Genomic DNA, 26075 nt, shown 5'->3' with positions numbered 1-26075 from the left:
CCTGCCAGTCCCCGACCGGGTTTCGGCAGGCGCCGTGGCGCGTTTTCGGTAGCCGCTGCCGACGCGGCTACCTCCTGCACTGATCGGACTGGGCAACGCCCTTCGCGTAATTCTTGGTGAATGCCTTGACGTCCGCGACGTCAGGCTTCTGTGGGCCTGGGATGCGGGGGATGGCGAAGAGGTCGCGACCGGGCTTCTTGGGGGTGCGGCAGTCGACTCTCATCGCGGCCCCTTTCTCCGAGTACTGGAAGTGCCAGCCTCCATGCAGTATCTCGGGTTCCATCTCGGGCTGGATCATGGCCATCGACAAGGCGCTGTTTCCTCTGTCCCGCCAGGTCTGAGTGGCGATGAAGACTGTCTTCCCGTCGACTATGACGTTGCAGTGGATGTTGCCATGGTTCAGCAGCGTGTCTTCGCGATCCAGCTTCACAGACTTCCCTGGAGGAAGGAGAGGGGAGAGAAGTCTTGCCGAGACCTTCACCCCGCACAGTGAGCCGGGAACGGCATACTCTTTTTTCTCGTCGGTACCGCATCCTGCGCTGAGCGCGGCAGCACACAGGATGAGGGCGACCGTACTTCCTCTAACCGTCCGTTCGGATGTCACGCGTCATCTCCTCGACGTCCGAATGCGCCCTCTGGAATCCGTCCCCCGTGCCATCTTGTGCCCAGTCGGCCACGTCGGCTTCGTAGGGCGATTTGTGGGCGCGAGCAGCCAGAATGGCGGCACGCTGATGGATCTCCGAGTGGTCGTCCTGGGTCGACTCCCACTTACCGCCTGCGATGTAGCCGACATTTTCCTGATTCTTCGTCTCGTTGGCTTCGAAGATCTCTTCCAGGACCATGCTGCTCACGGTTGAGGCCGTTGCCCCCGTGGCGGCCCCGACAGCCGGGCTGCCGACGAAGGAGGTTCCCACGCCGATGCCGGTCCCGATGGCGCCGGACACGAAGTTCTTTCCCTGTGCCAAAGAGTGGGTGAAAGACTCGTCGTCCTCCTTGGCCTTTCCCAGCACCGCTTCCTCCCGGCCGGCTGCCAGGGTTCCGCCAACCTGCCCGGATTGCTCGGCGATCCGGCGAACGGCTTCCTGGGGCGAATCGGACGTCTGGATGAGCCGCTGGTCGGCAGGAAGATCGGGGTTCAAGTGATAGTCCATGAGGTTGGCGGCGTACTGTTTCTGACCCAGTTGGACCATCGCGTATCCCTCGGGGTTCTGCCCCAGGGTGAACAAAAACCGCGTGGCGTCTCGTTTTGAGAGGTCCGCCTGTGCCCCCGAGATCGGGTACAGCTTGGGGGTGTCCCCGAGTGGATCGTTGGCCAGAGCGCGGTTGATGTCCGGCAGGTAGTGCGCCGTCATCTTGCCGAAGCTGTCGGACATGTATCCGTTGTCCGCCAGCTGTTTGTTGTCCTTGGAGACGGTCTTGACGACGTCCTCGAAGAGACGGGCCTGGTCCTCGGTGTGGGGCGGCAGGTTCTTGGGGATCGGCTCGCCGGCGGGCGTTCCCGTCGCGCCGGCGGCGATGGCTTGTGCCAGGTAGTTCTTGCCGGTGTGCAGCTCTTTGCCTCCGGGGCCGTAGTCCTTCGGCCACTCACGGTCCTTGAAGAGGTAGTCGAAATTCGTCCGGTCGGGCGTGTGGCTGGGGCTCCTCGGGCCTTCGTGGTCGCCGTTGAGGAATTCGGTCGCGGCGTCCGGGCTGTGGGCGAGCGCTTTCATATAGCCCGTCATGGGGTCGAGACCGCCGTCCGGACCGTTCGGGTTGAGGCCGTGGGAACTGTCCGTGTCCCAGCCGGGGTCCTCGCCGTTGTGGCTGCGGCGTCTGTCCTCGGCGACCAGCGCGGTCCCGTACTTGTTGAGGAACGTGTCGTCGTAGTCGCCGGTGCGCATGAGGTTGCTCATCACCTGGAACCCGACCGGGCCGCCCGGCTCGCCGCCGACGGCTCCCGGCCCGGCCTTGATCAGGTTTCTCTCCCAGCGCTCCATCGCCGGGCTGTCGGACTGGGTCGCCAGGGCGAGCGTCGTGCTGATGTTCTTCTGAAGGGCTTTCTGCACCGCCGGTTCGGGGCCGTCGGGGCCGCTGGCTCCCGCCCAGAAGGCCAAGGTTCCGTCCGGCCCGAGTTTCGTGGCGAACCGCTCGGCGAACAGGCTGTCGCCGCGATGCTTCTTCAGCAGCCGGTTCAGTTCGTCGGCCTTCGTGGGGTCCTTGGCCAGTGCGGCGGCCCGTTCGCCCTCCCGCAGTGCCTTCGCGGCTTCGTCCCGGTCCTTGTAGCGCGCGTCCGAGAAGCCGTACTTGCTCTGGTCGACGAGAGCGCAGAGCGCTTCCTTCGCGCTGTGGTCCGACGTGGTGGCCTTCTTCAACAGGTCGGCGATGTCGTCCCGGAAGCGGTCGAGGGTCGGCAGCGGAACGTCCGCCCCGTCTTTGGCCCGGACTTCGAACGAGCCGTTCCCTGTGTCCCTGACCCGGATGTGCTGCGCGTCGGCTTCGAGCAGCTTGAATTCCAGGGAGTCGCGGTAGCGGGTCAGCTCGGCGCAGGTGTCCTTGAGGATGTTGTGGATGGTCTCGGCCTGGGTCCGGGCGTCTTCGATCTCGCCGACCGTCTTGTCGATGAACGGGCGCGTCACATCCGAGTTCACGCCCTTCCAGTTCGCCCTGTCGGCGCGGGTGCGTAACTCTCTCCGGGCGTCGGAAGCGAGGGTTTTGAGTTTGTCCCGCATCTGACGCCAGTCGGTGACGGCTTCGCCCAGGGCTTTGAACTTCGCGTCCCGCAGTGCCTCGAGGTCCATCAGGCCCCACCGCCCGAGGGCCGCCCGGAGCGCGGCTGCGGCCGGGTGCTCTCGTCGAAGCCCTTGTCCAGTTCGGCGATCTTGCTGATCTGGACGCGAATCCACTCCTCGTCGCCCGCGTGTGCCTTCCGCGTGTAGTCGAGGTGGTTCGAGATGTGGGCGCATGCGTCGAGCACGGTCTGCAACTGGCTTTCCCAGCGTGCGTTGACGTGCCCGAGTGCCGCGGCCAGTTCGAAGTCACCCGACAGAGAGGTCTTCGCCGCATCGGTACTCGCGTGAGCGTGGCTGCCGTCCTTCTTGAGGCGGTGGTAGATCTTGTACGCCTCGTTGCCGACAGCTGCCAGATCCTTCTGGCTGACTTGCAGGTCTCCGCTCGGTGACGAGCCGCCCCGGCCCGGACGGAAGCTCCCGTCCGGAGCTTGGTTCAGCTGCATGTGGGTCGAGCTTTGCCCTGCGTCCTTCTTGAGCTGCTCCCAGTCGTTCGCGAACGACATTGCATTCCCCCCAGCTACGTGCTGTTAGCGGGAGGGACACTAGCAGTCATGGCCACGCTGCGTGCGGCGATGATTACGAACTGGAATGGCGGCCTTCCGGTTGTGGGCATGCACCGGGGGCTGCCGGCGTCTGCCGGCAGCCCCCGGTGAAAGAAGCTCAGTCCCGCACCACGGACTGGATCTCCCTGACGGTGACGTCATGGGTCGTGCTGAACGAGCCGGCGGGCAGCTCGCCGCCGGGGCCGTCCGTGCTCGTCCAGGAGATCTCCCAGGTGAGGGTCGCCTTCAACGGGTACGCGCCGTTGCCGCTAGTCGCCCGCAGATAGCGCACCCCGCACGGCGGCGTCTCGTCCTTCCTGCCCGCCGAGTACGGCTCGCCCAGCTTGCACTTCCCGGACGCCGGAAACGTCCTGGCCTCGTCCGTGCCCGGCTCCAGCGTGAGCGAGACGGGCTTGGCCGTGGTCGTCGCCGACATCGCCGGATTGTCCAGCGAGGCCGTCACGCTCACCGGCTTGAACTTCCCCTTGTCCGCCCACACCCAGGTGTCCAGATTGACCGTCTGCTTGCCCTCCGGGTTGAGGGATATCTCCGTACGGGGGATCGGCAGTTCCTCGTAGGCGTACTCGGCCAGCACCTTGGGGCTCACCGCGAGCGGCACGTTCTTCGGGGCGGGGTCACCCTCGTCCACCCAGTAGGCGTGCCGGCTGCACTTGTCGGCCTCCGGGTCGTCCTTGCGCCGGGGGTTCTTCACCCCCTCCCAGAACATGCCCTTGCCCTGCTTGGCCATGTTGTAGTTCTTGTACTTGTCCGTCTGGTAGTAGTCCTCGTACAGCCGGACCACCTGCTTGGAGAGACCGTCCGCGAGATTGTTGTGGGTCTCGTTGAGATCGTCGAAGATGGTGCCCGTCTTCTTCGCGGGCTTCCGCTTCTTCGGCTTGGCGCTCTCGATCTTCTCCTTGAGCTCTTTCGGAGAGGTCTTCGGCTCGTACCAGCAGGCGGGTGCCTTCCAGCCGGGATTCGCCGGAGTGAGCTGGACGGTGTTCCCGCCGCCCTTGGAGCTGCCGCCGGTTATGCGGATGCGGGAGACCCCGGCGGAAATCCCCGGCTTCTCCTCGCTGCCGGAAAAAGCTCCCTGCCCGGCCCCTTTGCCGACGGGGTCCGGATCCAGTGCTTGAGCTGTCTGCGTGACGGTGAGGAAGAGTGCTGCCGTCAGCCCCACCGTGGTGCCTCTCCGAATCAACTCATGCATTCACTCGCCCCCGATTTTTCGGTTCCGGCTGTTGCCTGCCAGACACCTTCCTTGTTCCGCTCCATGCGCATCGTGGTGCGGATGTAGTTCTTGTCGCCGCCGTTGTTCGGCTCCAACTCGCCGGTTTTCACGATCTTGTTCCGGGCTTTGCTCTCATCGGCGCAGAAGATCACTTGCGCCGCGTCGTCGCCCTCCAGCTTCACCGACTGGTTGTAGTAGCGGGTGACACCGGCCCAGCTCTTCCCTGCCCGGGAGAAGCTCAGGATGTACTCGGACGCTGAGATGCCGGCCTTGCCGGTGGAATAGACGGACACCAGGTCGACGTCCTTGCCCGTGGTGATCACCCGGTCGATGGAGTTGATCCGTCGCCGGTTGTCCGCCAGGACGGCGTCCTTCTTCGGGTCGCCCGTCTCGGCGTCCTCGAAGACGTTCTTGGCGTCCTTGGCCAGCTTGATCTCGGAATCCTTCGGCCCGGACGGGGCGGAGCTCTTGCGCGGTGCTGCGGTCTTCGACGGCTTGGCGTCGTCCGCGCCCTTGATCTCGTCCTTGGAGTCGCCGTCACCGCCCCCGCACGCACCCAGCAGCAGGGCCGCGGTCACGGCTGCTGCGGTCCACATCGCTGTGCTCGCCTGCTTGTTCATACGCGCCGGTTCTCTCAGCTCTCTGTCCGCAGTGTGATCACTTTAAGTTACTACAGGGAAAGAGGAGGTGACAGCCTCTTTCCCTGGGGCTGTTCCTCATTCCTCCGCTCCCACTTGGCTCAAGCCGTGATCGTTCAACCGTTGTTGGACGTCTTGCAGCAGGACACGCAGAAGGTGGGCCAGTTGGTTCTGTTGTTCGGCGTCGAGGCCGGTGAGGAGGTCGGCTTCGCGGGTGAGGACCTGGTCGACGGTGGACTCGATCAACTGGTGGCCGGTGGGGGTGAGTTCGACGATGACGGAGCGGCGGCGCCCTTCGCCGGGGCGGCGGGTGACGAGGCCCTCGCGTTCGGCGCGGGCCACGCGCTGGGAGATGGCGCCGGCCGTGATGAGGGAGCGGGCGGCCAGTTCGCGGGTGGTGAGGGCGTACGGTTCGCCCGCCCGCCGCAGGACGCTGAGCAGGTCGAGTGTGGCGGTGTCCACGCCGGCGCGGGCGAGCACGCGGCGGCGGTCGTCGCCGAAGAGTTTGGCGAGCCGCCACAGGGGGGTGACGATGCCGATGGAGGAGACGGGGGTGCCGGGGCGTTCGCGCTGCCAGGCGGCGGCGATCTCCTCCACGGGGTAGGGGGGAGTCTCGTTCGCGGGCCGTTGGGCGGGGTGGTCCGCCCGGGTGTGGTCGTGATCGCTTGTCATGCGTACCTCCGAGGAGTACGTTCAGGTCTAAATTTAGCTCTGAACAACCAGTGGAGGACACTGTATGGCACGCGGCATCCTGGTCACCGGGGGCGCGACCGGCATCGGTCTGGCCGTCGCCCGGCACTTCGCCGACGAGGGGGAGACGGTCGTCATCACGGGGCGCCGGCAGGCGCCGCTGGAGGCGGCGGCGAAGGAGATCGGCGCGACGGCCGTGGTCTGCGACCACACCGACCCGCAGGCGGTGGCACGACTGCTGCCCCGGTTGCCCGGCCGGCTCGACGTGCTGGTCAACAACGCGGGAGGGAACACCGATTTCGACACCCCGGCCGGTGCGGCCGAGGAGACGGGCGGGGACGGCGGGGACGGAGCGACCCCCGAGGCGCTGGAGGCGTTCGCGCGGGCCTTCCGCGCCAACCTCGACGCGAACCTGCTGAGCGCGGCCCTCACCACGAAGGCGGTCGAGGGCCGGCTCGCACCCGGTGGTGCGGTGGTGAGCATCGGCTCCATCGCCGCCGACAAGGGCTCGGGCGCCTACGGTGCCGCCAAGGCGGGGCTGGCGTCCTGGAACCTGGGGCTCGCCCGCGAGCTGGGGCCGCGCGGCATCACGGCCAATGTGGTGGCCCCCGGTTACATCGCCGACACGGAGTTCTTCCGGGACCACCTCACCGCCGAACGGCGGGCGCAGCTCATCGGTTCGACGGCGGTGGGCCGTGCGGGCACTCCCGGCGACATCGCCGGCGCCGTCGCGTTCCTCGCCTCCGAGGCGGCCCGCGACATCACCGCGCAGGTCCTCAACGTCAACGGCGGTGAGCGCGGCACCCGCTGAATGCGCAGCCGTTGGGCGCCGGGGCCTGCTGTGTGCTCAGGGGCGCAGCAGGCCCCGCGCGACGGCCGCGTCGCGGACTTCCTCGTACAGCGCCGTCAGGACGGGGCTGACGCTCACCCGGGGGAACTGGAGCGCGTCCAGCGCGGCAGTGTCGGCGTGCACGTCCGACCAGCCCTGGCCGGTCAGCAGACGCATCAACGCCGGGTTGAGCCGGTCCACGCCGCGGACCAGGCGGGCCTCGGGTGAGGCGGCCTCCTCGTACTCCTGCCACAGCGCGAGGAGTTCGGGGCCGAGCGGGGCCGGGAGCGCGCCGAACCGTTCGCGGGCGACGGTCTCCTCGGTGCGGGCCTTCCGGGCGCGTGCTTCCGCGCCGGCGTCGCCGTCGGTGTGCCACGCCGACGGATCCCCCGCCTCGATCTCGACCACGTCGTGCAGCAGGCAGAGTTTCAGCATCCGCGCCAGATCGAGACGCAGCCCGCTCTCGCGTTCGAACTCGGTGTGCAGGACCCAGCAGACCATCGCCAGGTGCCAGGAGTGTTCCGCGACCGACTCGGGGCGGGTGGCGGTGGCCCGGTTGTGGCGTTCCACCTCCCGCAGCCGGGCGGTCCAGGAGATGAAGTCGAAGAGTGCGCGTGTGTCCGTCATGGCGCCTCGCACTGTAGTCGGGGGAGTTTGCGGGGGGGGGGGCGCGGGGGAAATCCGTCGACGCCGCGGCACCGTCCCGCTAGGGTGCGGGCATGTCCAGCCCCGAGGCTTCCAGACCGTAGCCACCGGTCACCCGGTGGCTGCTTCGTGCTGTCCGCGTTCCGCGTGCGTCGAGTCGCTCCGCACGCGGCGGGCGCCATGCCATCGGGTCTCCGGGTCACGGGTCGTTCCGCGGTAGCGCCGCTGCCGAGTGCCCGGCTGGACGCCTCCCTCCCGCACGCGAACCCCTGATGCCGCGCGCTGTCCTGCGGGCCCCGCTTGTCGTGGGGTGCCCGCCGGACGCGCGCGGCCGGGGGTGTCACGCCGTACGACGTGCGTGTGCCGGGGCGCGCCCGGTGCCGGGTGTGCCGGTGCGTCTACCGCTGTCCTCTTCCGTTCGGATTCCTGTGAATCCTCCAGGATTGCGGAGTTTCGCATGCCATTTTTGTTGTACGTCCTCGCGCTGGCGGTGTTCGCGCAGGGGACCTCGGAGTTCATGCTCTCCGGGCTGATTCCGGATCTCGCGGCCGACCTGGGCGTGTCCGTCTCCTCGGCCGGGCTGCTCACCTCGGCGTTCGCCGTGGGGATGGTCGTCGGCGCGCCGCTGATGGCCGCGCTCGGCCGGCGCTGGGACCGGCGGCGGGCCCTGCTCGGTTTCCTGACAGCGTTCGTCGTGGTGCACATCGTCGGGGCGGTGACCGACGATTTCGCGGTGCTCGTCGTCACCCGCGTGGCCGGTGCGCTCGCCAACGCCGGGTTCCTCGCCGTGGCACTCACGGCCGCCGCCGCCATGGTGGCCCCCGACGCCAAGGGCCGGGCCACCTCCGTCCTGCTGAGCGGCGTCACCCTGGCCTGCGTCGCCGGGGTGCCGGCGGGGGCCCTGCTGGGACAGGTGTGGGGGTGGCGCTCGGCGTTCTGGGCCGTCGCACTGGTGTCCCTCCCGGCGCTGGCCGCCCTCGTACGCGCCCTGCCGCAGGGTGCTCCCGGCGCGGCGGAGCCCGGCCGCACCCGTGGTGTCCGCCAGGAACTGCGGGCGCTGCGCCGCCCCCGGCTCCTGGTGACGATGGCACTCGGTGCCCTGGTCAACGGTGCGACGTTCTGCACCTTCACCTATCTCACCCCGCTGGCCACCGAGGTCGCCGGGTTCGGCGGTGGCTGGGTGCCGCCCCTGCTCGCGCTGTTCGGCCTCGGCTCCTTCCTCGGCGTCACCGCGGCCGGCCGGCTGGCGGACAGCCGGCCCCTGCGGCTGCTCGTCGCGGGCGGGGTTGCCCTCTGCGTGGGCTGGGCCGTGTTCGCCGCGACGGCGGGCGACCAGGCCGCGACCGTGACGCTCGTCCTCGTCCAGGGCACCCTCTCGTTCATGGTGGGCACCACCCTCATCGCCCAGGTGCTGTACGCGGCGGGCGAAGCCCCCACGCTTGCCGGGGGCTTCGCCACCGCCGCGCTCAACGTCGGTGCGGCGCTGGGCCCGTGGGCCGGGGGCGTCGCCCTGAGCGGCGGCTTCGGCTACCGGGCGCCGCTGTGGGTCAGCGCCCTGCTGGTGGCGCTCGCCCTGCTGGCGGGCGGCACCGCGTGGGCCGTCGCCGCCCGCCGGGCCGGCTCCTCCGCCCCCGCGGGCGACCGTGGCCGTACGGGCGGCGCCTCCCTCACGGAGTGAACAGCTCGCGCCAGCGCCGGGCCACCGAGGGGTCGCCCTCGACCATCAGCTCGGACAGCGGGCGCCGGTTCCACAGCGCCAGATAGAGGTCGGCGGCCGTGCCCTCGTACACACAGTCGGGTGCGGCCGGCGGTTCGGCGGACCGGCGAACCGCCGCCGGGTCACCGAGGCGGACCGTCCACGCCGCATCCGGTACGTCCGTGGCCCGCACATGGACGGTACGGGGCGCGTCGGCGGAGTCGTCCGGGGTCGCACGCCGCGGATAGAAGTCGCACAGCAGCTCGTCCACGCCGTCCGCCGCGAAACCGGCGGGCGGCGTGGTGGGTGCCACGCCGAGCGCCAACTCGGCGTCCGCGCGGTGCACGGCCGTCTCATGGGCCTGCCGCCGGGCCCAGAAGACCAAGGGGGAGGCAGCGGGCAGGAACGTCCAGCAGGACAGGTCGTCCGGCGCCGACTCCAGCGCCTCGACCAGCAGCCCGTGCCCTTCCCGCAGCCAGGGCACCAGCGCGTCGTCGGCGAGCGGACCGGGCGCGTCCGGCCGCACCGCTTCGGTGCGGCGCTCCCGCACGAACCCGGCCGCCCAGCGGTGCACCGAGCCGAGGTGTGCGGCCAGGTCCCGGACCGCCCACCCGGGACAGGTGGGCACCGGGGCGGACGGATCGGCGCGGGCCACCGTGTCGGCGAACAGCTCGCCCTCGCGGCGCAGCGTCTCCACGAACTCGACAGTCTCCATACGGGGGTTCCTTCCTGCTTTCATGCGGGGAAACCTTCCTGCGGAACCGTCGCTTCCCACCGTGTTCCGCTGTGGGCGATCCCGCCGACAGCGGAACACGGCCGGACGCCGGAACGTTCCCGTCCGGGGCCTGGTGGTCGGTACTTGGGGCCGACGTCCGGTGTCTGGGGCAGGTGTCTGACGTCGCGTTCGGTGTCCGGCGCCTGGCCTCCGGAGTCCGGCGTTCGCTGGCCGGTGTCTGGCGTCCCACGCCCGGCGCCCCGTCCGGTGTCCGGCATCCCGCGTTCCGCGTTCCGCGGAAGCGGAGGGGGTCGGTGCCGGGGCGGCGGGTGCGGGCGGAGGCCGGTGTGCAGTGGGTCGGTACGGTGTGCAGCGGTGGCCCGCGGCGCGGGCGGGGAATGCACTGCAACTTGGGGGAGACATGCCGTCAGACCATGCCCAGGCCACCGGGACCGCCGTTCCGCCGCCGGGCCCTACGCCGCCGGCCGGACAGTACGAGTCCGGCATCGTGCTCGCCGGCCGGGCCCGCCGGCTGGCGGCCCGCGTCCTGGACATGGCGGTCTGGGCCGTGGTGAGCGCTCCCGTGACCGGCTTGGTCACCACTGTTACGCAGCAGGGCGACACCCGGGCCGTCGCCGGGATGGGCGCCGCCGCCCTCGTCTGGCTGGTACTCCACCCCCTTGCCCTCTCCCGGTTCGGTTCCCCCCTCGGCAAGGCGGCGCTCGGGGTGCGGATCGTCCGGATGCGGGACGGCTCCCGGCCCGGATTCCTCCAGGCCCTGTCGCGGGAGTGCTGCTATCTGTTCCTGACCGTCATCCCGCTGGTGGGCCTGGTGAACGCCGCCTCCTGTCTGTGGGACGAGCCCTACCACCGCTGCTGGCACGACAACATCGCCGGCACCCTGGCCGTGGACCGCAAGGCGTTCGCCGCCCGCCGGGCCGCGGTGGGGTAGCCACGTACTTCGCGTCTCAGCCGGAGACGCGCTGCGGGACGCCCCACGGGTTGTCGTCGCGCAGTGGGGGCGGCAACAGCTCCTGCGGGCAGGACTGGTAGGTGACCGGCCGCAGGAAGCGTTCCATGGCCGCCGTGCCCACCGACGTGGTGGCGGGCGCCGTCGTCGCGGGGAACGGGCCGCCGTGCTGCATCGCGGGGGTGACGGACACACCCGTCGGCCACTGGTTCCACAACAGCCGTCCGCAGCGTGCCGCCAGCGCTCCGGCCAGTGCGGAGACGCTTTCCGCCTCGGCCGGCTCCGCGTGCAGGCTCGCCGTCAACTGGCCGGGCAGGACCGCGATCACATCGTCGAGCGCGGCGGCGTCGTCGTACGTCACCACAAGCCCCAGTGGGCCGAAGCACTCCTCGGTGACGGCTTCACCGGCCGCGGTGAACGCCGCCAGATCCATCGTCAGCAGCCGCGGTCCTGGTGCCGCCGCGTCCTCCGGTCCCTGCGGCCGTACCAGCGTCCGCACCCCGGGCTGTTCCGCGAGCCGGCGCGCCCCCGCCAGATACCCGTCGGCGATCCAGCCGCCCAGCATCGGCGCGGCGGGCACCTCGCGCAGCCGCGTCGCGATCTCCTCCACCAGCATCTGCCCGGCGGGGGTGGCGGGAACGAACAGCAGGCCCGGATTGGTGCAGAACTGTCCGGCGCCCTGGGTGAGGGAGCCGACGTACCCCTCGGCGATCCCGGCCGCGCGTGCCTCGGCCGCACCCGGGGTGACGACCACGGGGTTGATGCTGCCGAGTTCCCCGTAGAAGGGGATCGGCGTGTCCCGTTCGGCGGCGACCTTGGCCAGGGCCAGGCCGCCGCGCTGCGAGCCGGTGAACGCGGCGGCGGCCAGCGCAGGATGCCGCAGCGCCGCGACGCCCTCCGCCTCGCCCTCGATGAGTGCGAACGTCCCTGCGGGGGCGCCCGCCTCGGTGAGCGCGCGGTGCAGGACGGCGGCGGTGCGGCGGGACAGCTCGGGGTGGCCGGGGTGGGCCTTGACGACGACGGGGCAGCCCGCGGCCCACGCCGAGGCCGTGTCGCCCCCGGCGACGCTGAAGGCGAAGGGGAAGTTGCTCGCCGCGAAGACCAGCACCGGGCCGGCAGCCGTGCGGTAGCGGCGCAGATCCGGACGGGGTCCGGTGGGCCACTCGGGGTCCGGCCGGTCCAGGCGTACGTCGTAGAACGCCCCGGTGCGCACCTCGTCGGCGAACAGCCGCAACTGGAAGGTGGTGCGGGTCAGTTCGCCGCCCAGCCGGGCCGTGCCGAGCGAGGTCTCCGCGTCGGCGGCGGTGACCAGGGCGGCGCGCTCGGCCTCCAGCGCGTCGGCGACGGCCGTCAGCATGCCGGCCCGGGCGGTGGGGGTGGTGCGGGCGCAGGGACCGGCGGCGGCAGCGGCGGCCCGCAGGGCTTCGTCGACGGAAGTGGTGGTCATCGCGCGGGATCTTCCTTCTCGTTGCCGGGGGACGTGGACGGTGTCGGGGACTGTGCGGGTTCGGAGGGCGAGCGGGGAGCAGGTGGTGCCGGGCTCGCGCCCGGCGGGGGAGGGCCGGCGCCGGGAGCCGGACTCGCCGCCGCGCCCGCCGGGCCGTTCTGCGCCGAGTTGCGGAAACCGAAGAGGCCGTAGACGACCATGCCGAGGACCATCCAGCCGGTGAACCGCAGCCAGGTCACGGCATCCAGGTGGGCGATCAGCCAGCAGGAGAAGGCCACGCCCACGGCCGGCACCAGCGGCACCAGCGGGGTACGGAAAGCGCGTGGCAGGTCGGGGCGGGTGCGGCGCAGCACCACGACGGCGACCGCCACCACGATGAACGCCACCAGGATGCCGATGTTGGTCAGATCCGCGGCCTCCCGGATCGGCAGGAAGCCGGCGATCACGGCGGAACCGATGCCGACCGGCCAGATCACCCGGGTGGGAACGTGACGGCGGGGATGGTTGCGGGCGAACCAGCGGGGCAGCAGCCCGTCCCGGCTCATCGAGAACCACACCCGGGAGACGGCGAGCATGTTGGCGAACGCGGAGGTCGTCACCCCGATCACCGCGCCCACCGCGACGAGCAGGCCCAGCGCGCCCAGCCCCACCGACTCCAGGGCGCTGGAGAACGGGCTGGCGGTGTCGATGTGCCGGTGGTCCTGCATGCCCAGCAGTACCACGCACACCAGCAGATAGACCACGGCGGCGATGCCCAGGGAGATCATGATGGCCTTGGGCAGCAGTCGTTTGGCCTCGGCGCTCTCCTCGGCGGCGGCACTCATCGCGTCGTAACCGTAGACGGCGAAGAACGCGGTGGCCGCGCCGGTGAACGCGCCCCCGAGGCCGTACGGCAGGAACGGTGAGAAATGGCCCGCGGAGATGTGGAAGGCGCCCGCCGCCACCACCAGCGCGACGATGCCCAGCTTCACGGCGACCAGCACCGTCTCGAACCGGGCCGCCTCCTTGGTGCCGCGCGAGAGGACGAACGCCAGCAGCAGACACAGCAGCGCCGCGAACAGATCGACCCGGTGGCCGGATCCGGTGCCCGGCGCTCCCAGCATCCAGTGCGGCAGATCGATGCCTACCCGCTCCAGGATGTAGGAGAAGTAGCCGGACACCGCGATGGCCACCACCGCGACGATCGCGGTGTACTCCAGCAGCAGGTCCCAGCCGATGGCCCAGCCGACGACCTCGCCCAGCGCCGCATAGGTGTAGGTGTAGGCCGAGCCCGCTTTCGGGATCATGCCGGCGAACTCGGCGTAGCACAGTGCGGCGGCGCCGCTGGCGACGATCGCGATCAGGAAGGAGAGCATCACGGCCGGGCCCGCGTCCTCGTGGGCCACCACACCGGCCAGCGAGAAGACACCGGCGCCGACCAGCCCGCCGAGGCTGAGGGCGACCAGCTGCCACAACCCCATGGTGCGGCGCAGCCCGCCCGCCGTCTCCGCCTCCGAGGAGTCGACGGGCTTGAGGCGGAAGACACCGGCGCGGGTGAACAGCCCGGCGCCGCCGGGGGACGGCCGCGGGGGCCGTACGGGGGTCGTACGGGACATGAGGGGTCCCTCCAATCCGGCCTGCGGCCTCGGGCTACAGCACGAAGCCGTACGGGAACGGATCGCTCGGATCCAGCAGGTAGTTCGCCGTGCCGGTCAGCCATGCACGGCCGGAGAACTCGGGCACCACGCCGGGCAGCCCGCCGACCTCGACGGTCTCCAGCAGCCGCCCCACGAACCGGGTGCCGATGAACGACTCGTTGACGAACTCGGCGTGCAGCGGGAGTTCGCCGCGCGCGTGCAGCTGCGCCATCCGCGCCGAGGTGCCCGTGCCGCAGGGGGAACGGTCGAACCAGCCGGGGTGGATGGCCATGGCGTTGCGCGAGTGCCGCGCGTGGGAACCCGGCGCGAGGAACTGCACGTGCTTGCAGCCGGTTATCGCCGGGTCCACCGGGTGCTCGGGGCGGTTCTGCTCGTCGACCGCCCGCATGATCGACAGCCCGGCGGCCAGGATCTCGTCCTTGCGGGCGCGGTCGAAGGGCAGCCCGAGCCGGTCGAGTTCCACGATGGCGTAGAAGTTGCCGCCGTACGCCATGTCGTAGCGGACCTCGCCCAGGCCCGGCACGGTCACCTTCGCGTCCAGCTCCAGTGCGAACGCGTCCACGTTCCGCAGGGTGACCTTCTCCGCCACCCCGTCCCGCACGGTGACCCGGGCCTCCACCAGGCCCGCGGGGGTGTCGAGCCGCACGGTCGTCTCCGGCTCGGTCACCTCCACCATGCCCGTCTCCACCAGCACCGTCGCCACCCCGATGGTGCCGTGCCCGCACATCGGCAGGAAGCCGCTCACCTCGACGTAGACCACGCCCCAGTCGGCGTCCGGGCGGGCCGGCGGCTGGAGCAGCGCGCCGCTCATCGCCGGATGCCCGCGCGGCTCGTCCACCAGGAACCGGCGCAGCTCGTCCAGGTGCTCGACGGCGTAGCGGCGGCGCTCGGCCATCGTGGCGCCCGGGATCGGCGGCACCCCGCCGGTGACGACCCGGGTGGGCATCCCCTCGGTGTGCGAATCGACGGCGCTGAGCGTACGGACCGACCGCATCAGACGTCCCGCCGCTCAAGGGCGGCGATCGCCCGCGCCATGTCCGCCTCGACCTGCGTACGCATCGCGTCCGTCAGCGGGCCGCGCGGCGGGCGGCACGGGCCGCCGTACCGGCCGACCTGCTCCATCCCGAGCTTGATCGCCTGGACGAACTCCGTGCGCGAGTCCCACCGGAAGGCCGCCACCAGCGGTTCGTACAGCTCACGGGCCTCGGCGGCCCTGCCCGTCGTCGCCAGCTCGAACAGACGGGCCGAGGCGGCGGGGAAGACGTTCGGGAATCCGGCGAACCAGCCCGTCGCGCCCATCAGCAGGCTCTCCAGCACCACGTCGTCGGCGCCGCTGATCACGTCGAGACCGGTGCCGGCGGTCCGCTCCCTGATCTCCAGGACGCGGCGCACGTCGCCGGAGAACTCCTTGACCGCCACGACGTTGTCGATCTGCGCGATCTCCGCGATCAGCTCCGGGGTCAGGTCCACCTTCGTGTCGATGGGGTTGTTGTAGACCATCACCGGCAGTCCCACGGAGGCCACCGCCGTGAAATGTGCCAGTATTTCGCCCTTGTTGGCGCGGTACATCGTCGGGGGCAGGCACAGCACCCCGTCCGCGCCGTCCTCCGCGGCGATCTCGGCCCAGTGCCGCGCCTGGTGCGAGCCGACGCCGTGCACACCGACCACCACCTTGCCCGCGTCGCCCACCGCCGCCACGGCGGTGCGGGCCACGGCGCGGCGCTCCGCGTCCGTGAGCGAGGAGTACTCGCCCAGCGAACCGTTGGGGCCGACGCCGTGGCAGCCGTTGTCCACGAGCCAGCGGCAGTGCTCGGCGTAGCGGTCGAGATCGACGGCGAGGCCCGCGGGGGCGGACGGGTCCTCGCGGTAGGGCAGGGCGGTCGCCACCACGACGCCGCCGAGGCCCCCTCCGGTCTGCGCGTGCTCACTCATGACTGCTCTCCCTCTCATCGGTGGGTGCGGACGGTGCGGCCAGCTCGCCGAGGCGGATCGGCTGGGCGACCGGTCTGCGGTGCGGGCCGGCCGGCGGCAGGCCCTCGTGCGGCTCCCCGTCGGGCGGAGCGCCGGCGAGCCGTGCGGTCAGCTCGGCGACCGTGGGCCCGCACACCCGGCCCTGGCACGGGCCCAGCCCGGCGCGGGTCGTCAGCTTGGTGACGCGCGCGGCGCTCCCCGCACGGTCGGTGACGGCCGCGCACAGGGCGCCGTAGTCGGTGCCCTCGCACCGGCACACCACGGTCTCCGCACGCAGCCAGCCGGACCAGGCGGCGCCGACGGGGTGCGCGCGGGCGAGCCGTTCGGCGAACGCGCGGCCCGCGTCCCGGCTGCGGCGCAGCGCGCGCAGCGGACGCGCCGCCGGATCGCCGCCGGCGGCGGCCCAGCCCGCCACGGCACCCTCGGCGCGGGCCGCCGGGGCACCGGCGATCCCGGTGATCTCCCCCGCGGCGAACACTCCCGGCACACTCGTGCGCTGGTCGTCGTCGACCCGGACGAAGGCGCCCGGCGGACCGCCGGCCACCTCGCCGCGCAGGACGCAGCCGGCCGCCAGCGGCAGCTCCAGCTGCGGGGAGAAGCCGTGGCCCACGCACACCGCGTCGACGGGCACCGTGCGCGCGCTGCCGGGCACCACCGACCAGTCGGGGCGCAGCCGGGCCGTGACGACCTCCTCCACCCGGCCCTCGCCACGTGCCTCCACCACCGTGCGGCCCAGGCGGTACCGCACCCGGTGGCGGGCCAGCAGCGCGACGTACCCGGCGAGTTCGCCCGCCTTGCCGGTGTGCGGGACCAGCTCCCAGGGACGGCGGCCCCATCCGCGGGCCAGCGTGGCCGGGCCGGCGGCCTCCAGCACCTCCAGCACCCGTGAACCGGCCTCCAGCAAGGAGGCGGCCACCGGGAGGAGGAACGGGCCGGTGCCCGCCACCACCACACGGTCGCCCACCACGACCCGCTCGCCCTTGGCCAGTGCCTGTGCGGCGCCCGCCGTGAAGACGCCCGGCAGGTCCCAGCCGGGGAAGGGCAGCACCCGGTCGTGTGCGCCGACCGCCAGGACGACGGCGTCCGCGTCGAGGGTCCGCCGTGCGCGGCCCGAACCGTCGGCCGGGCCGCCGCACAGCAGATGCACCCGCGGCGGTCCGGCCGGCTCGGGGGCGGGAGGCTCCAGCATCCACACCGCGCTGTCCGGCATCCAGGTGCAGCGCGGATGCGCCAGCACGCGGCGGCGGCGCCGCTCGAACGCCGGCCAGTCGTGGTGCAGCCGCTCGGGGTGCTCGGCGGCGTACGCCGCGGGCAGCATGCGGTGGTACTGGCCGCCGGGCTGCTCGGCGGAGTCGACCAGGGTGACCCGGGCGCCGGCGGCGAGTGCCGCGTGCGCCGCGGACAGACCCGCGGGGCCGGCCCCGATGACGGCGACGTGCCGCGCCGCGCTCATCGCCGCTCCTCCCCTGTGGCAGGCCACATGCCGGAAAGGCCGGGACCGGGGGGTGCGCCGGGCCCGTTGGTGGGGCGGGGCCCGGTGGTGGGGCGGGGCCCGTTGGTGGGGCGGGGCCTGGTGGTGGAAGGGGGCTCGGTGGTGGGGTGCGGCTCGGTAGTGGGAGAGGGCCCGTTGGTGGGCCGGGTCCCGGCGGCAGAAGGGAACCCGTTGGTGGGGCGGGGCCCGGTGGTGGGGTGCGGCTCGGTGGTGGGACCGGACCCACTGGCGGGGCGGGGCCCGCTGGTGGGACTGGGCCCGGGTGGGCTGCCGGGTCCGGGGCTGCCGTACGGCGCGGTCGGGGCGGCACCGGCGGCACCGGCGGCGCCCGAGTCGGGGTCCGGGCCGGCGGCGGGGCTGTCGGTGCGGGCGGGGCCGGTCGTGGCCGGTGCCTCCGGGGTGTCCGGTGCGGCGGTGCGGGACTGGGTGGTGACCGTGTCCCCGTCGGTGGCCCGGCGGCGGCAGGCACGCACGTCCCGTTCGCCGTTGACCGTCAGCAGACAGTCGAAGCAGACACCGATGCCGCAGAACACCCCGCGGGGCGCCCCCGCCGGGCCCTGCCGCCAGGACAGCCGGCCCGCGGCGAGCAGCACCCCGGCCAGGGTCTGGCCCGCGACGCCGGTGACCGGTTCACCGTCCACGGTCAGGCGCAGGGGCCGGTCGGGGCGACGGCCGGCGGCATCGTCGTCGGGGCGGAGCAGTCGCGGACTCATGCACCCTCCTTCTGTCGCCCGGTCGTCGCGGGCCGGGACTCTTCGGGATCGCCGAGGACGGCGGGGCGGTCCACCCGGAAGGGCGTGGCGTCCAGGGCGGTGGGCTCCCCCAGCACCAGCTCCCGCAGCAGCCGGCCCGTGCCCACGGACAGTCCGATGCCCGCCCCCTCATGACCGCCGGCGTGCCACAGGCCCGGCAGCCGGGGGTCCGCACCGATGACCGGCAGATGGTCGGGCACATACGGGCGGAAGCCGCCGTACGCCCGCATCACCGGCACCCCGGCCAGTGACGGGAACAGCCGGAGCGCCTTGGCGGCGACGGCGGACAGGGCCTCGGGCCGCAACCGGTCGTCGAAGCCGGCACGGCGGCGTGAGGAGCCGATCAGCACACTGCCGGCGCGGGTGGACTCGACCACCGCCGAGGTCTGCAACTCCTCCTCGCTGCTGCCCACGGCGCCCACGTAGTCGGCGTCGTAGACCTTGTGGAAGACGGTGGGCGGCAGCGGTGTGGTCACCAGGACGTCCCCGCGGCGGGGTGAGACGCCGATCGGTGCGCCGAGGCGGGCGGACAGGGTGCCCGCCCAGGGACCGGCCGCGTTGACGAACACGTCGGCCATCACCTCCCCGCGCACGGTGCGCACCCCGGCGAGCCGGCCGCGCCGCACGATCCCGGACAGCACTTCCCAGCCGGTGCGCAGTGTGGCGCCCGCGGCGAGCGCGTCGGCCAGCAGTGCGGCGGCGGCGCCCGCCGGCTGGACCTGGGCGTCCTCGGGGTAGTGGAAGGCGGCGGTGTGGTCGGGGGTCACGAACGGTTCGGCGCTCAGCAGTTCCCGGCCCGTCAGCGCGTCCGCCCGCACGCCGGCGCCGCGCTGGGCCGCGGCGAACGCGGTGAGCGCCTCGGCTCCGGGCCGGGTGGTGGCCACGACGATGCCGCCCTTGGCGTCCCACTCGGCCGCGCGGGCGGCCCGCGCACCGGCCGCCGAACGGTCCGCCACCCGGGCCAGCACCTCGGGCCACAACCGGCGGGAGAGTCTGGCGAGTTCGAGCTCGGCGCCCGGGCCCTTGTCGGAGAGCAGGATGTTGCCCTCGCCGTGCGCGGTGGTCGCGGCGGCGGCTCCGCCCCGGTCGAGGACGGTGACCTCCAGCCCGGCCAGGGCCAGTTCGCGAGCGCAGGCCGCGCCGAGGATTCCGGCACCGAGCACCACGGCTCGTGTTCCGTTCATCGAACCCTCCTCGTTCGGTAAAGCGAACGAGGGGGACGCTATGTCAGGGGCGGGGGAGTGTCAACGGTCCGCTCACCGCCTGCCCACGCCGCGCTGCGGGGGCGTCACTCGATGCCGAAGACGCCTTCGGTGGGCAGCGAATGCGGGGCGTCGGAGGGCAGCCGCTGGTCGGCGTGGTACTGGAGGAGCAGCACGGAGCGGACCGTCTCCTCCAGTGCCGTGTAGCTGTGCGGCAGCCTCGCCTCGAACCCGACGTAGTCGCCGGGGCCCAGTTCCACCTCGTGGCCCTCGACGCTCACCCCGAGCCGGCCCGCCTGGACGATGGTGTGCTCGATGCCCACATGGCCCAGCGAATCCCGCCGTTCACCCGCCCTGACCTGCTGGTCGTAGACCTCGAAGACGGCCTGGCCGGCCTCGATGCGCTGGAGCGGGCGCAGGTCCACCCCCTCGCCCGTCAGCACCTCGACGTCCTGGGCGCGCACCACCCGCAGCCCGGCCGGGGGCCGTGCGTCGAGGAGGTCGGAGATCGGCACCTCCAATACCCTCGAAAGGCTGAACACCGTCTCGATGGTGGGGTTTCCGGCCCCGGACTCCAGCTGGGACAGCGTCGCCTTGCCGATCTTCGACCGGCGCGACAGTTCCGAGATCGACAGTCCCCGCTGGGCCCGTGCCCGTTTCAGATTGAGCGCCAGCATGCTGCGGACCGACCCCTCAGGACCGCTCACGGCCCCTCCCTTCCGTCGCGGTGCCCCGCGCGCCTCGTTCGCTTTACGGAACGTTCCGATGGTTGCGGGGTCATTATCCCGAACGGAAGGGAGGAGGTGGGGCGCCCGGTCCGGCGCCCCGCCCCGTGCGTCAGCGTTCGACGAGGGTGATCTCGGTGGCCTTGACGCTCGTGAACACCTCGACGCCGTCCCGCAGTCCCAGTTCGGCCGCGGCCTGGGTGGTCACCTCGGCCACCAGATCGGGGCCGTCCGGGCGGCCGACGAGCACCCGCAGCCTGCTGCCGACCGCCGTGATCTCCCGTACCGTGCCCGGCCACACATTGCGCGGACTGCCCTGCGGGCGTGTGCGGTGCAGCGCCACGGCCTCCGGCGCGACGACCGCCAGCACGGCGGCCCCCTCGGTCACCGGGTCGGCGACCACCAGTTTGCCGCCGTCGTCGAGCAGCAGCGTGCCGTCGCCCGCCGCCGTGCCCGCCAGCGCGTTGCGGCCCAGCATCCGTGCCACCCACGGCGACCTCGGACGGCGTGCCACCTCGCCGGGCGGGGCGTCCTGCACGGCCCGGCCGTCCTCCAGGACGAGTACCCGGTCGGCCAGCGAGACGGCCTCCACCGGGTCGTGCGTCACCAGCAGGCACACCCCGCCGAAGCCGGCCAGATGCGTGCGCAGCGTGTGCCGCACGTGCGCGCGGGTCGTCTGGTCGAGCGCTGCCAGCGGCTCGTCCAGCAGCAGCAGCCGGGGCCGGGCCGCCAGTGCCCGGGCCAGCGCCACCCGTCCGGCCTGACCGCCCGACAACTGGGCGGGCCTGCGGTGGGCCAGGTGCCCCACGTCCAGCCGCTCCAGCCAGGCGCGGGCCCGGCGGCGCGCCTCGGCGCGGCGTACGCCCTGCGCGCGCAGCCCGTACGCCGTGTTGGCCAGCGCGCTCAAGTGCGGGAAGAGGGCGCCGTCCTGCGGTACCCATGCCACCCCGCGCCGGTGCGGGGGCAGCGCGCTCGCCTCCGTATCGCCGAGCACCAGCCGCGCCCGGGCACGCGGGGTGAGCCCGAGCAGGGCTCGCAGCAGCGTCGTCTTGCCGGCACCGTTGGGGCCGACGACGGCGACGGTGGTGCCCGGTTCCGCGTCGAGGGGCAGCTCGGTGAAACCGGTGACGGAGGCGTACAGGGGCCAGCGTTCACCGGAGTCGGTGGGCGCCGGCTCCGCGGGGCCGCGCCCGGTGACGTCCTCGGGCGGGACGGTGCCGTATGTGGCCGGTACGGGGGCGTTCTTGGCACGTGCGGGGCTGTTTCCGGCCGGTGCGGGGCCGTCCTTGACCGGTACGGGGCGGTCTTCGGCCGGTACGGGGCCGTTCTTGGCCGGTGCCGGGCGGTCTTCGGGCGGTGCGGGGTCGTTCTTGGCCGGTGCGGCGCCGGCCCCCGCAGTGGCGGTGTCCGTGGGGCGCTTCGGCCGGTCACCGTCCCGGGACGAGCGGCGGTCGCGTGTCCGGCCCCGTACGTCCCCGCCCCGTTGTCCGCCGCCCGCCCACCGGCCGCGCAGTGCCACCAGCACCGCCATCGCGATCACGAGCAGCAGCAGCGAGACGGATGTCGCCGCCTCCGGCTGGTCCTGGAGCAGCAGATACACCTGGAGCGGAAGGGTCTGGGTCGTGCCCGGCAGATTGCCCGCGAAGGTGATCGTCGCGCCGAACTCGCCCAGCGCCCGCGCCCAGGTCAGTGCCGCCCCCGCGGCCAGCCCGGGGGCGACCAGCGGCAGTGTCACCGTGCAGAAGACCCGCACAGGGGAGGCGCCGAGCGAGGCCGCGGTTTCCTCGTAGGCCGGCCGCAGTCCCGCCAGCGTGCCCTCCAGGCTGATGACCAGGAACGGCATCGCCACGAACGTCGCCGCCACCACCGCGCCCGAGGTGTGGAACGGCAGCACGATCCCGAACGTGTCCTCCAGCCAGGGCCCCAGCAGCCCCCGCCGTCCGAAGCCCAGCAGCAGTGCCACGCCGCCGACGGTGGGCGGCAGCACCATCGGCAGCAGTACGAGGGACCGCACCAGCGCCTTGCCGGGGAAGTCCACCCGTGCCAGCAGCCATGCCAGGGGGACGCCGAGGACGAGGGAGAGGGCCAGGGCTCCGCAGGAGACCAGCAGCGACAGCTTGACCGCCTCGGTGACGCCCTCGCTGCTCAGGTGGCTGCCCAGCTCTCCCCACCGGGTGCGCGTCAGGATGCCGAGCAGCGGGACCAGCAGGAAGGCGACGGCGAGCAGCGCGGGCACGGCCAGTGCGACGGGCGTGCGCGGACGGGTGCGGGCACGGGGGCTCCGGCGCAGACGCGGGCGTACGCGCCCCCGCGGTGCTCCGGTTTCTTCGGCGGGCCGAGTGGTGTCGGGCCGAGTGGTGTCGGGCCGAGTGGTGTCGGGCGCGGGTGAGTCCGGGTCCGGGACGGCGGGCCGGTGGTGCGGGCGGTTCACGGCTTCTGGAAGCCGGCCTCACGCAGCAGCTTCTGCGCCTTGTCCGACCTGAGCCACTTCACGAAGTCGGCGGCCCGGTTCGCGTGCGAGGACTGCTTGAGGGTGGCCGCCGGGTAGGAGGCTAGGGCGTTCTGGCTGTCGGGGATGTCCACCGCGTCCACCTTCCCGGGCGCCGTGGCGGCGTCCGTGCGGTAGACGATGCCCGCGTCGGCCTCGCCCAGTTCGACCTTGCTGAGGACGGCGCGCACGTTCGTCTCCCGCGACACGGGTTCGACCTTGAGCTTCTGCGCGTCCAGCACCTGCTTGCTGTACCGCCCCACCGGCACCTCGGGTGCGGCCAGCACCACCTTCAGCCCGCTGTCCGTCAGGTCCTTGAGGCTCTTGACCTTCTCGGGGTTGCCCTCGCCGGTCGCGATGACGAGCCGGTTCCTGGCGATGACGACGGGCTTGCCCGTCTCGGCCCTGAGGCCGTCCATGGTCCTGGTGTCGGCCGTGACCAGGGCGTCGGCGGGTGCGCCCTGCTTGACCTGGGCGGCCAGCTCCTGCGAGCCGGCGAAGGAGAACGTCACCTTCGTGCCGGGGTGCTCCTTCTCGTACTCCTTGCCCGCCGTCTTGAACACGTCGGTGAGGGAGGCGGCGGCCAGCACCGTCAGCTCGGTCCTGTCGCCCTTGCCGGCGCTGTCGCCCTTCCCGGAGCCGTCGTTGCCGCACGCGGCGAGCGGGACGAGAACGGCGACGGTGGCGAGGGCGGCGAGGGCGCGGCGCGGAGTGAGAGGGCTCGTTCTCATGGGACGGGAACTCCAGGTGAGGGCGGGTGGACGGACGAGCGGGGCCCGGGCCCCGTGGGACGGGCGGGGCGGGCGCTCAGGGGGTGTCGATATGGACGCTTGTCGACTTCACTCGGGCGGTGGCCTGCATGCCGACCTCCAGACCGAGCTCCTCGACGGCCTCCCGGGTCAGCAGGGAGACCAGCCGGTGCGGACCCGCCTGGATCTCGACCTGCGCCGCCACGTCGCCGAGCTTGATCGCGGTGACGATGCCGGGGAAGGCGTTGCGCGCCGAGGTGTACGGCTCCTCCTCGTCGTCGCCGGACTGCCGGGCCAGCTCCACGGAGAAGGCCGCCAGGTCCCTGCCGTCGATGAGACGGCGCCCGGTCTCGTCGCGGTGCGTGGCGACCCGGCCGGCGTCCGCCCAGCGTCGTGCCGTGTCCGGGCTGACGCCGAGCAGCCGTGCCGCCTGGCCGATGGTGTACGACTGCATGTGCGTCAACGTATGGCCTGGCAGTTCTCATGTGCAATGTGCGCCGGGGTTTTCCCTCGCATCTGCTAGGTATCTATGAACGCCGCCCGCGCTCTTTGGACGAAGCACCGACGCCCCGCTGCCGCGTGCCGCCCGCCCCGCCGCGCGGAGCCGCGAAGCCTAGACTCGGCCCACGGCTCCCGGCCCAGCGTCCGCTGCCGGAGCCGACCCGTACGCGTGCCGAGGACGCCGACGACGGAGAGGACCCCGCAGGTGAGCGAGAGCAGCGGTCCCGGAGAGGCTCGGATGCCGCCCACGGACGTCGCCCACAACGCCAGGGTGTGGAACTACTGGCTCGGCGGCAAGGACTACTACGCCGTCGACCAGCAGGTCGGCGACCACATCGCCGGCATGTATCCGAGCATCCGCGAGGTGGCCCGCGCCGACCGGGCGTTCCTCGGCCGCGTCGTGCGGTACCTGGCGGGCGAGGCGGGCATCCGCCAGTTCCTCGACATCGGCACGGGACTGCCCACCGTGGACAACACCCACCAGGTCGCGCAGTCCGTCGCACCTTCCTCGCGCATCGTCTACGTCGACCACGACCCCACCGTCCTGATCCACGCCCGGGCGCTGCTCACCAGCTCCCCGGAAGGAGTGACGGACTACATCGACGCGGACGCACAGCAGCCCCGCGCCATCCTCGACGCCGCTGCCGACACCCTCGACTTCCACCAGCCCGTCGCCGTCATCATGCTCGGCATCCTCAACTTCGTCGCCGACACCGACGAAGCTGTCCGCGTGGTGCGTACGCTGATGGACGCCGTGCCCTCCGGAAGCTGTCTGGCGCTCACCCATCCCACCCTGGAGTTGGGCGGCTCCGCCAACGAGGAAGCCATGCGCTTCTGGAACCGGAACGCCACCCCTCCCATCACCGCCCGCACCCGCGCCGAGGTCGCCCGCTTCTTCCACGGGCTGGAACTGCTGCCGCCCGGCATCGTCTCCTGCGCCCGCTGGCGCCCCGGCCGGGTCGCCGAGGACGAGAAGACCGTCGCCCAGTTCGGCGCGCTGGCCCGAAAGCCCTGACCAGGCGCCGGATGCCGCCCTGACCGGCGGTGGGCGGCGCCCGGCGCGGACGGTCGGCGGAACGCGGCCGGTCGGGTTCCGGTTAGGTTGAGCAGGTGAACGAAGAGGAGAGGCCCGGACGGTCCGACCGGCTGCGGGCCGACTGTGAACGGTGTGCCGGGCTGTGCTGTGTGGCGCTGCCGTTCGCCGCGTCGGCGGACTTCGCGGTGCACAAACCCGCGGGTCGGCGCTGCGCCAATCTGACGGCCGAGAACCGGTGCTCCATCCACGCCCGGCTGCGCGAGAGCGGATTCGCGGGCTGCTCGGTCTTCGACTGCTACGGCGCCGGACAGCGGGTGAGCGCCCGGGTGGCCCCGCGGACGCCGGGCCCGCGGATGCCGGAGTCGCTGATGTTCGCCGTCTTCCGGGTGACACGGCAACTCCACGAACTGCTGTGGCTGCTCACCGAGGCGGAGGCCGTCGAGGGCGGCGGGGAGGCCGGCGCCCTGGCCGCCGAACTCGACGCACTGATCGACGAGGACGCGGACACGGTGCTCGCCGTCGACGTGGAGGCATGGCGGGCGCGGGTCGGACCCGTACTGGAGCGGGTCAGCGAACGGGCACGCCGCGGACTCGACGGCCGGGACCTCGCACGTGCCGACCTGATGGGTGCCCGGCTGCGCGGCGCCCGGCTGCGCGGGGCCGGAATGCGCGGCGCTCTGCTGATCGCGGCCGATCTGCGCGACGCCGATCTGCGGCAGGCCGACCTGCTGGGCGCCGACCTGCGGGACGCCGACGTGTGCGGCGCCGACCTGTCCGGTGCGCTCTTCCTGACCCAGCCGCAACTGAACGCCGCACACGGTGATTCCGCCACCCTCGTGCCCGACACGCTGGTACGGCCCGCCCACTGGCCCGACACGTCCTCGGCCGGGCAGCATGATGCCCCGCGGCACAGGCGGGACAGCCGGCGCGGTGCGGCCGGGCCGGCTGGTGGCGGTGGCGGCAGGAGGAGCGGTCATGGGAAGCGCACCGGGCGCGGGGCAGACGGCGAACGGAACGGAACCGGTGCCGCGGGATCCGGCGACGGCGGACCCGGGGACCGCGCACAACGGGGCGCTCGGAACGGCGGGGAACGGGACGGCCGCGAACGCAACGGCCAGGAACGGAACGGCCGGGAACGGGGCGGCCGGGAACGGGACGCACGGCAGCCGGAACCGCAGCGATCCGGCTCCCGGCGATCCGGCTCTCGGAAAGCCGGCCCACGGCAACCGGCCCCAGGGAAACCCGCAGGAAGCGACGCCCCAGGGCGGAACGCGTCGGACCGGCGCGGGGACGGCCGGCGCGACAACGGCGGCGGACCCCGGCGGAGGGGACGCCGCTAGCCGGCAGGCGG

At 72.5% G+C, this 26075-nt stretch carries 24 protein-coding genes; 5 read left to right on the top strand and 19 right to left on the bottom strand.

The genetic code is table 11. The features are described 5' to 3' along the window. Positions 1-67 precede the first annotated feature (67 nt). The 6 genes from IO40_RS0108640 to IO40_RS0108615 all read right to left on the bottom strand — a co-directional run bounded on the left by IO40_RS0108640 (position 68) and on the right by IO40_RS0108615 (position 5851). Positions 68-604 carry a hypothetical protein gene (locus IO40_RS0108640; RefSeq protein WP_016468384.1) on the bottom strand — a complete coding sequence of 179 codons (537 nt, stop codon included), beginning with the start codon at positions 602-604 and terminating at the stop codon, positions 68-70. Then, positions 582-2777: a DUF6571 family protein gene (locus IO40_RS0108635; RefSeq protein ID WP_016468383.1), complete on the bottom strand. Its 2196-nt coding sequence runs from the start codon at positions 2775-2777 to the stop codon at positions 582-584. The genes IO40_RS0108640 and IO40_RS0108635 overlap by 23 nt, the downstream gene beginning before the upstream one ends. Next, complete coding sequence (locus tag IO40_RS0108630) at positions 2777-3211, bottom strand: hypothetical protein (RefSeq protein WP_225842210.1); 435 nt, start codon at positions 3209-3211, stop codon at positions 2777-2779. The genes IO40_RS0108635 and IO40_RS0108630 overlap by 1 nt, the downstream gene beginning before the upstream one ends. A gap of 217 nt (positions 3212-3428) precedes the next feature. Further along, the gene (locus IO40_RS0108625; protein ID WP_031175198.1) at positions 3429-4520 is read right to left on the bottom strand and encodes a hypothetical protein; all 1092 of its coding nucleotides are present in this window, start codon (positions 4518-4520) and stop codon (positions 3429-3431) included. Beyond that, on the bottom strand, positions 4508-5161 hold the full coding sequence (locus tag IO40_RS0108620) for a hypothetical protein (RefSeq protein ID WP_031175197.1): 654 nt from the start codon (positions 5159-5161) through the stop codon (positions 4508-4510). The genes IO40_RS0108625 and IO40_RS0108620 overlap by 13 nt, the downstream gene beginning before the upstream one ends. A gap of 96 nt (positions 5162-5257) precedes the next feature. Further along, complete coding sequence (locus IO40_RS0108615) at positions 5258-5851, bottom strand: MarR family winged helix-turn-helix transcriptional regulator (RefSeq protein WP_016468379.1); 594 nt, start codon at positions 5849-5851, stop codon at positions 5258-5260. Between the two features lie 64 nt (positions 5852-5915). On the opposite strand from IO40_RS0108615, the gene IO40_RS0108610 reads away from it, so the two are divergent. Next, positions 5916-6680 carry an SDR family NAD(P)-dependent oxidoreductase gene (locus IO40_RS0108610; protein WP_016468378.1) on the top strand — a complete coding sequence of 255 codons (765 nt, stop codon included), beginning with the start codon at positions 5916-5918 and terminating at the stop codon, positions 6678-6680. A 36-nt stretch (positions 6681-6716) separates the two neighbouring features. Here the strand turns inward: IO40_RS0108610 and IO40_RS0108605 are convergent, their stop codons facing one another. Next, complete coding sequence (locus IO40_RS0108605) at positions 6717-7325, bottom strand: HD domain-containing protein (RefSeq protein WP_016468377.1); 609 nt, start codon at positions 7323-7325, stop codon at positions 6717-6719. 475 nt (positions 7326-7800) lie between these two features. Between IO40_RS0108605 and IO40_RS0108600 the strand changes: the two genes are divergently transcribed. Next, positions 7801-9021: a Cmx/CmrA family chloramphenicol efflux MFS transporter gene (locus IO40_RS0108600; protein ID WP_031175196.1), complete on the top strand. Its 1221-nt coding sequence runs from the start codon at positions 7801-7803 to the stop codon at positions 9019-9021. On the opposite strand, the gene IO40_RS0108595 is transcribed toward IO40_RS0108600, so the two are convergent. After that, on the bottom strand, positions 9011-9754 hold the full coding sequence (locus tag IO40_RS0108595; protein WP_016468375.1) for a maleylpyruvate isomerase family mycothiol-dependent enzyme: 744 nt from the start codon (positions 9752-9754) through the stop codon (positions 9011-9013). The genes IO40_RS0108600 and IO40_RS0108595 overlap by 11 nt on opposite strands. A 421-nt stretch (positions 9755-10175) precedes the next feature. Between IO40_RS0108595 and IO40_RS0108590 the strand changes: the two genes are divergently transcribed. Further along, entirely contained in the window at positions 10176-10706 is a 531-nt protein-coding gene (locus IO40_RS0108590; protein WP_031175195.1) for an RDD family protein, read from the top strand. A gap of 16 nt (positions 10707-10722) precedes the next feature. Here the strand turns inward: IO40_RS0108590 and IO40_RS0108585 are convergent, their stop codons facing one another. The 11 genes from IO40_RS0108585 to IO40_RS0108535 all read right to left on the bottom strand — a co-directional run bounded on the left by IO40_RS0108585 (position 10723) and on the right by IO40_RS0108535 (position 23641). Continuing rightward, positions 10723-12171, bottom strand: a complete 1449-nt coding sequence (locus IO40_RS0108585; RefSeq protein WP_031175194.1) for an aldehyde dehydrogenase (NADP(+)) — start codon at positions 12169-12171, stop codon at positions 10723-10725. Continuing rightward, positions 12168-13766: an amino acid permease gene (locus tag IO40_RS0108580; RefSeq protein WP_030406200.1), complete on the bottom strand. Its 1599-nt coding sequence runs from the start codon at positions 13764-13766 to the stop codon at positions 12168-12170. Before IO40_RS0108580 ends, IO40_RS0108585 begins: the two co-directional genes overlap by 4 nt. 34 nt (positions 13767-13800) lie before the next feature. After that, complete coding sequence (locus IO40_RS0108575; RefSeq protein WP_031175193.1) at positions 13801-14802, bottom strand: proline racemase family protein; 1002 nt, start codon at positions 14800-14802, stop codon at positions 13801-13803. After that, positions 14802-15740: a dihydrodipicolinate synthase family protein gene (locus tag IO40_RS0108570; RefSeq protein WP_031175192.1), complete on the bottom strand. Its 939-nt coding sequence runs from the start codon at positions 15738-15740 to the stop codon at positions 14802-14804. The genes IO40_RS0108575 and IO40_RS0108570 overlap by 1 nt, the downstream gene beginning before the upstream one ends. Beyond that, positions 15733-17232, bottom strand: a complete 1500-nt coding sequence (locus tag IO40_RS0108565) for an FAD-dependent oxidoreductase (protein WP_031175191.1) — start codon at positions 17230-17232, stop codon at positions 15733-15735. The genes IO40_RS0108570 and IO40_RS0108565 overlap by 8 nt, the downstream gene beginning before the upstream one ends. Continuing rightward, the gene (locus tag IO40_RS39660) at positions 17229-17984 is read right to left on the bottom strand and encodes a (2Fe-2S)-binding protein (protein WP_201777349.1); all 756 of its coding nucleotides are present in this window, start codon (positions 17982-17984) and stop codon (positions 17229-17231) included. Before IO40_RS39660 ends, IO40_RS0108565 begins: the two co-directional genes overlap by 4 nt. Continuing rightward, entirely contained in the window at positions 17981-19207 is a 1227-nt protein-coding gene (locus IO40_RS0108555; protein ID WP_016468367.1) for an NAD(P)/FAD-dependent oxidoreductase, read from the bottom strand. Before IO40_RS0108555 ends, IO40_RS39660 begins: the two co-directional genes overlap by 4 nt. 104 nt (positions 19208-19311) lie before the next feature. Further along, entirely contained in the window at positions 19312-19932 is a 621-nt protein-coding gene (locus IO40_RS0108550; protein WP_199813901.1) for a helix-turn-helix domain-containing protein, read from the bottom strand. Between the two features lie 130 nt (positions 19933-20062). Further along, positions 20063-22240, bottom strand: a complete 2178-nt coding sequence (locus IO40_RS0108545; RefSeq protein ID WP_031175189.1) for an ABC transporter permease — start codon at positions 22238-22240, stop codon at positions 20063-20065. A gap of 137 nt (positions 22241-22377) precedes the next feature. Further along, positions 22378-23169: a molybdate ABC transporter substrate-binding protein gene (gene modA / locus IO40_RS0108540; RefSeq protein ID WP_031175188.1), complete on the bottom strand. Its 792-nt coding sequence runs from the start codon at positions 23167-23169 to the stop codon at positions 22378-22380. Between the two features lie 76 nt (positions 23170-23245). Then, the gene (locus IO40_RS0108535) at positions 23246-23641 is read right to left on the bottom strand and encodes a TOBE domain-containing protein (RefSeq protein WP_016468363.1); all 396 of its coding nucleotides are present in this window, start codon (positions 23639-23641) and stop codon (positions 23246-23248) included. A 285-nt stretch (positions 23642-23926) separates the two neighbouring features. Here IO40_RS0108535 and IO40_RS0108530 point away from each other — a divergent pair, with 285 nt between their 5' ends. After that, positions 23927-24703: an SAM-dependent methyltransferase gene (locus IO40_RS0108530; RefSeq protein WP_016468362.1), complete on the top strand. Its 777-nt coding sequence runs from the start codon at positions 23927-23929 to the stop codon at positions 24701-24703. Positions 24704-24798: 95 nt separating this feature from the next. Beyond that, positions 24799-26064: a pentapeptide repeat-containing protein gene (locus tag IO40_RS0108525; RefSeq protein WP_031175187.1), complete on the top strand. Its 1266-nt coding sequence runs from the start codon at positions 24799-24801 to the stop codon at positions 26062-26064. Positions 26065-26075: the final 11 nt, after the last annotated feature.

This window comes from Streptomyces albus subsp. albus (assembly GCF_000725885.1).
GTDB lineage: Bacteria > Actinomycetota > Actinomycetes > Streptomycetales > Streptomycetaceae > Streptomyces > Streptomyces albus.
This window is presented reverse-complemented; position numbering and strand designations above follow the sequence as displayed.

Excerpts from the sequence above, each read along its gene's own strand:
- IO40_RS0108625 (WP_031175198.1), bottom strand. The coding sequence starts at position 4,520 with ATGCATGAGTTGATTCGGAGAGGCACCACGGTGGGGCTGACGGCAGCA.
- IO40_RS0108570 (WP_031175192.1), bottom strand. The coding sequence starts at position 15,740 with ATGAGTGAGCACGCGCAGACCGGAGGGGGCCTCGGCGGCGTCGTGGTG.
- IO40_RS0108615 (WP_016468379.1), bottom strand. The coding sequence starts at position 5,851 with ATGACAAGCGATCACGACCACACCCGGGCGGACCACCCCGCCCAACGG.
- IO40_RS0108600 (WP_031175196.1), top strand. The coding sequence starts at position 7,801 with ATGCCATTTTTGTTGTACGTCCTCGCGCTGGCGGTGTTCGCGCAGGGG.
- IO40_RS39660 (WP_201777349.1), bottom strand. The coding sequence starts at position 17,984 with ATGAGTCCGCGACTGCTCCGCCCCGACGACGATGCCGCCGGCCGTCGC.
- IO40_RS0108635 (WP_016468383.1), bottom strand. The coding sequence starts at position 2,777 with ATGGACCTCGAGGCACTGCGGGACGCGAAGTTCAAAGCCCTGGGCGAA.
- IO40_RS0108585 (WP_031175194.1), bottom strand. The coding sequence starts at position 12,171 with ATGACCACCACTTCCGTCGACGAAGCCCTGCGGGCCGCCGCTGCCGCC.
- IO40_RS0108610 (WP_016468378.1), top strand. The coding sequence starts at position 5,916 with ATGGCACGCGGCATCCTGGTCACCGGGGGCGCGACCGGCATCGGTCTG.
- IO40_RS0108595 (WP_016468375.1), bottom strand. The coding sequence starts at position 9,754 with ATGGAGACTGTCGAGTTCGTGGAGACGCTGCGCCGCGAGGGCGAGCTG.
- IO40_RS0108565 (WP_031175191.1), bottom strand. The coding sequence starts at position 17,232 with ATGAGCGCGGCGCGGCACGTCGCCGTCATCGGGGCCGGCCCCGCGGGT.
- IO40_RS0108605 (WP_016468377.1), bottom strand. The coding sequence starts at position 7,325 with ATGACGGACACACGCGCACTCTTCGACTTCATCTCCTGGACCGCCCGG.
- modA (WP_031175188.1), bottom strand. The coding sequence starts at position 23,169 with ATGAGAACGAGCCCTCTCACTCCGCGCCGCGCCCTCGCCGCCCTCGCC.
- IO40_RS0108555 (WP_016468367.1), bottom strand. The coding sequence starts at position 19,207 with ATGAACGGAACACGAGCCGTGGTGCTCGGTGCCGGAATCCTCGGCGCG.
- IO40_RS0108535 (WP_016468363.1), bottom strand. The coding sequence starts at position 23,641 with ATGCAGTCGTACACCATCGGCCAGGCGGCACGGCTGCTCGGCGTCAGC.
- IO40_RS0108575 (WP_031175193.1), bottom strand. The coding sequence starts at position 14,802 with ATGCGGTCGGTCCGTACGCTCAGCGCCGTCGATTCGCACACCGAGGGG.
- IO40_RS0108580 (WP_030406200.1), bottom strand. The coding sequence starts at position 13,766 with ATGTCCCGTACGACCCCCGTACGGCCCCCGCGGCCGTCCCCCGGCGGC.
- IO40_RS0108620 (WP_031175197.1), bottom strand. The coding sequence starts at position 5,161 with ATGAACAAGCAGGCGAGCACAGCGATGTGGACCGCAGCAGCCGTGACC.
- IO40_RS0108530 (WP_016468362.1), top strand. The coding sequence starts at position 23,927 with ATGCCGCCCACGGACGTCGCCCACAACGCCAGGGTGTGGAACTACTGG.
- IO40_RS0108590 (WP_031175195.1), top strand. The coding sequence starts at position 10,176 with ATGCCGTCAGACCATGCCCAGGCCACCGGGACCGCCGTTCCGCCGCCG.
- IO40_RS0108630 (WP_225842210.1), bottom strand. The coding sequence starts at position 3,211 with ATGCAGCTGAACCAAGCTCCGGACGGGAGCTTCCGTCCGGGCCGGGGC.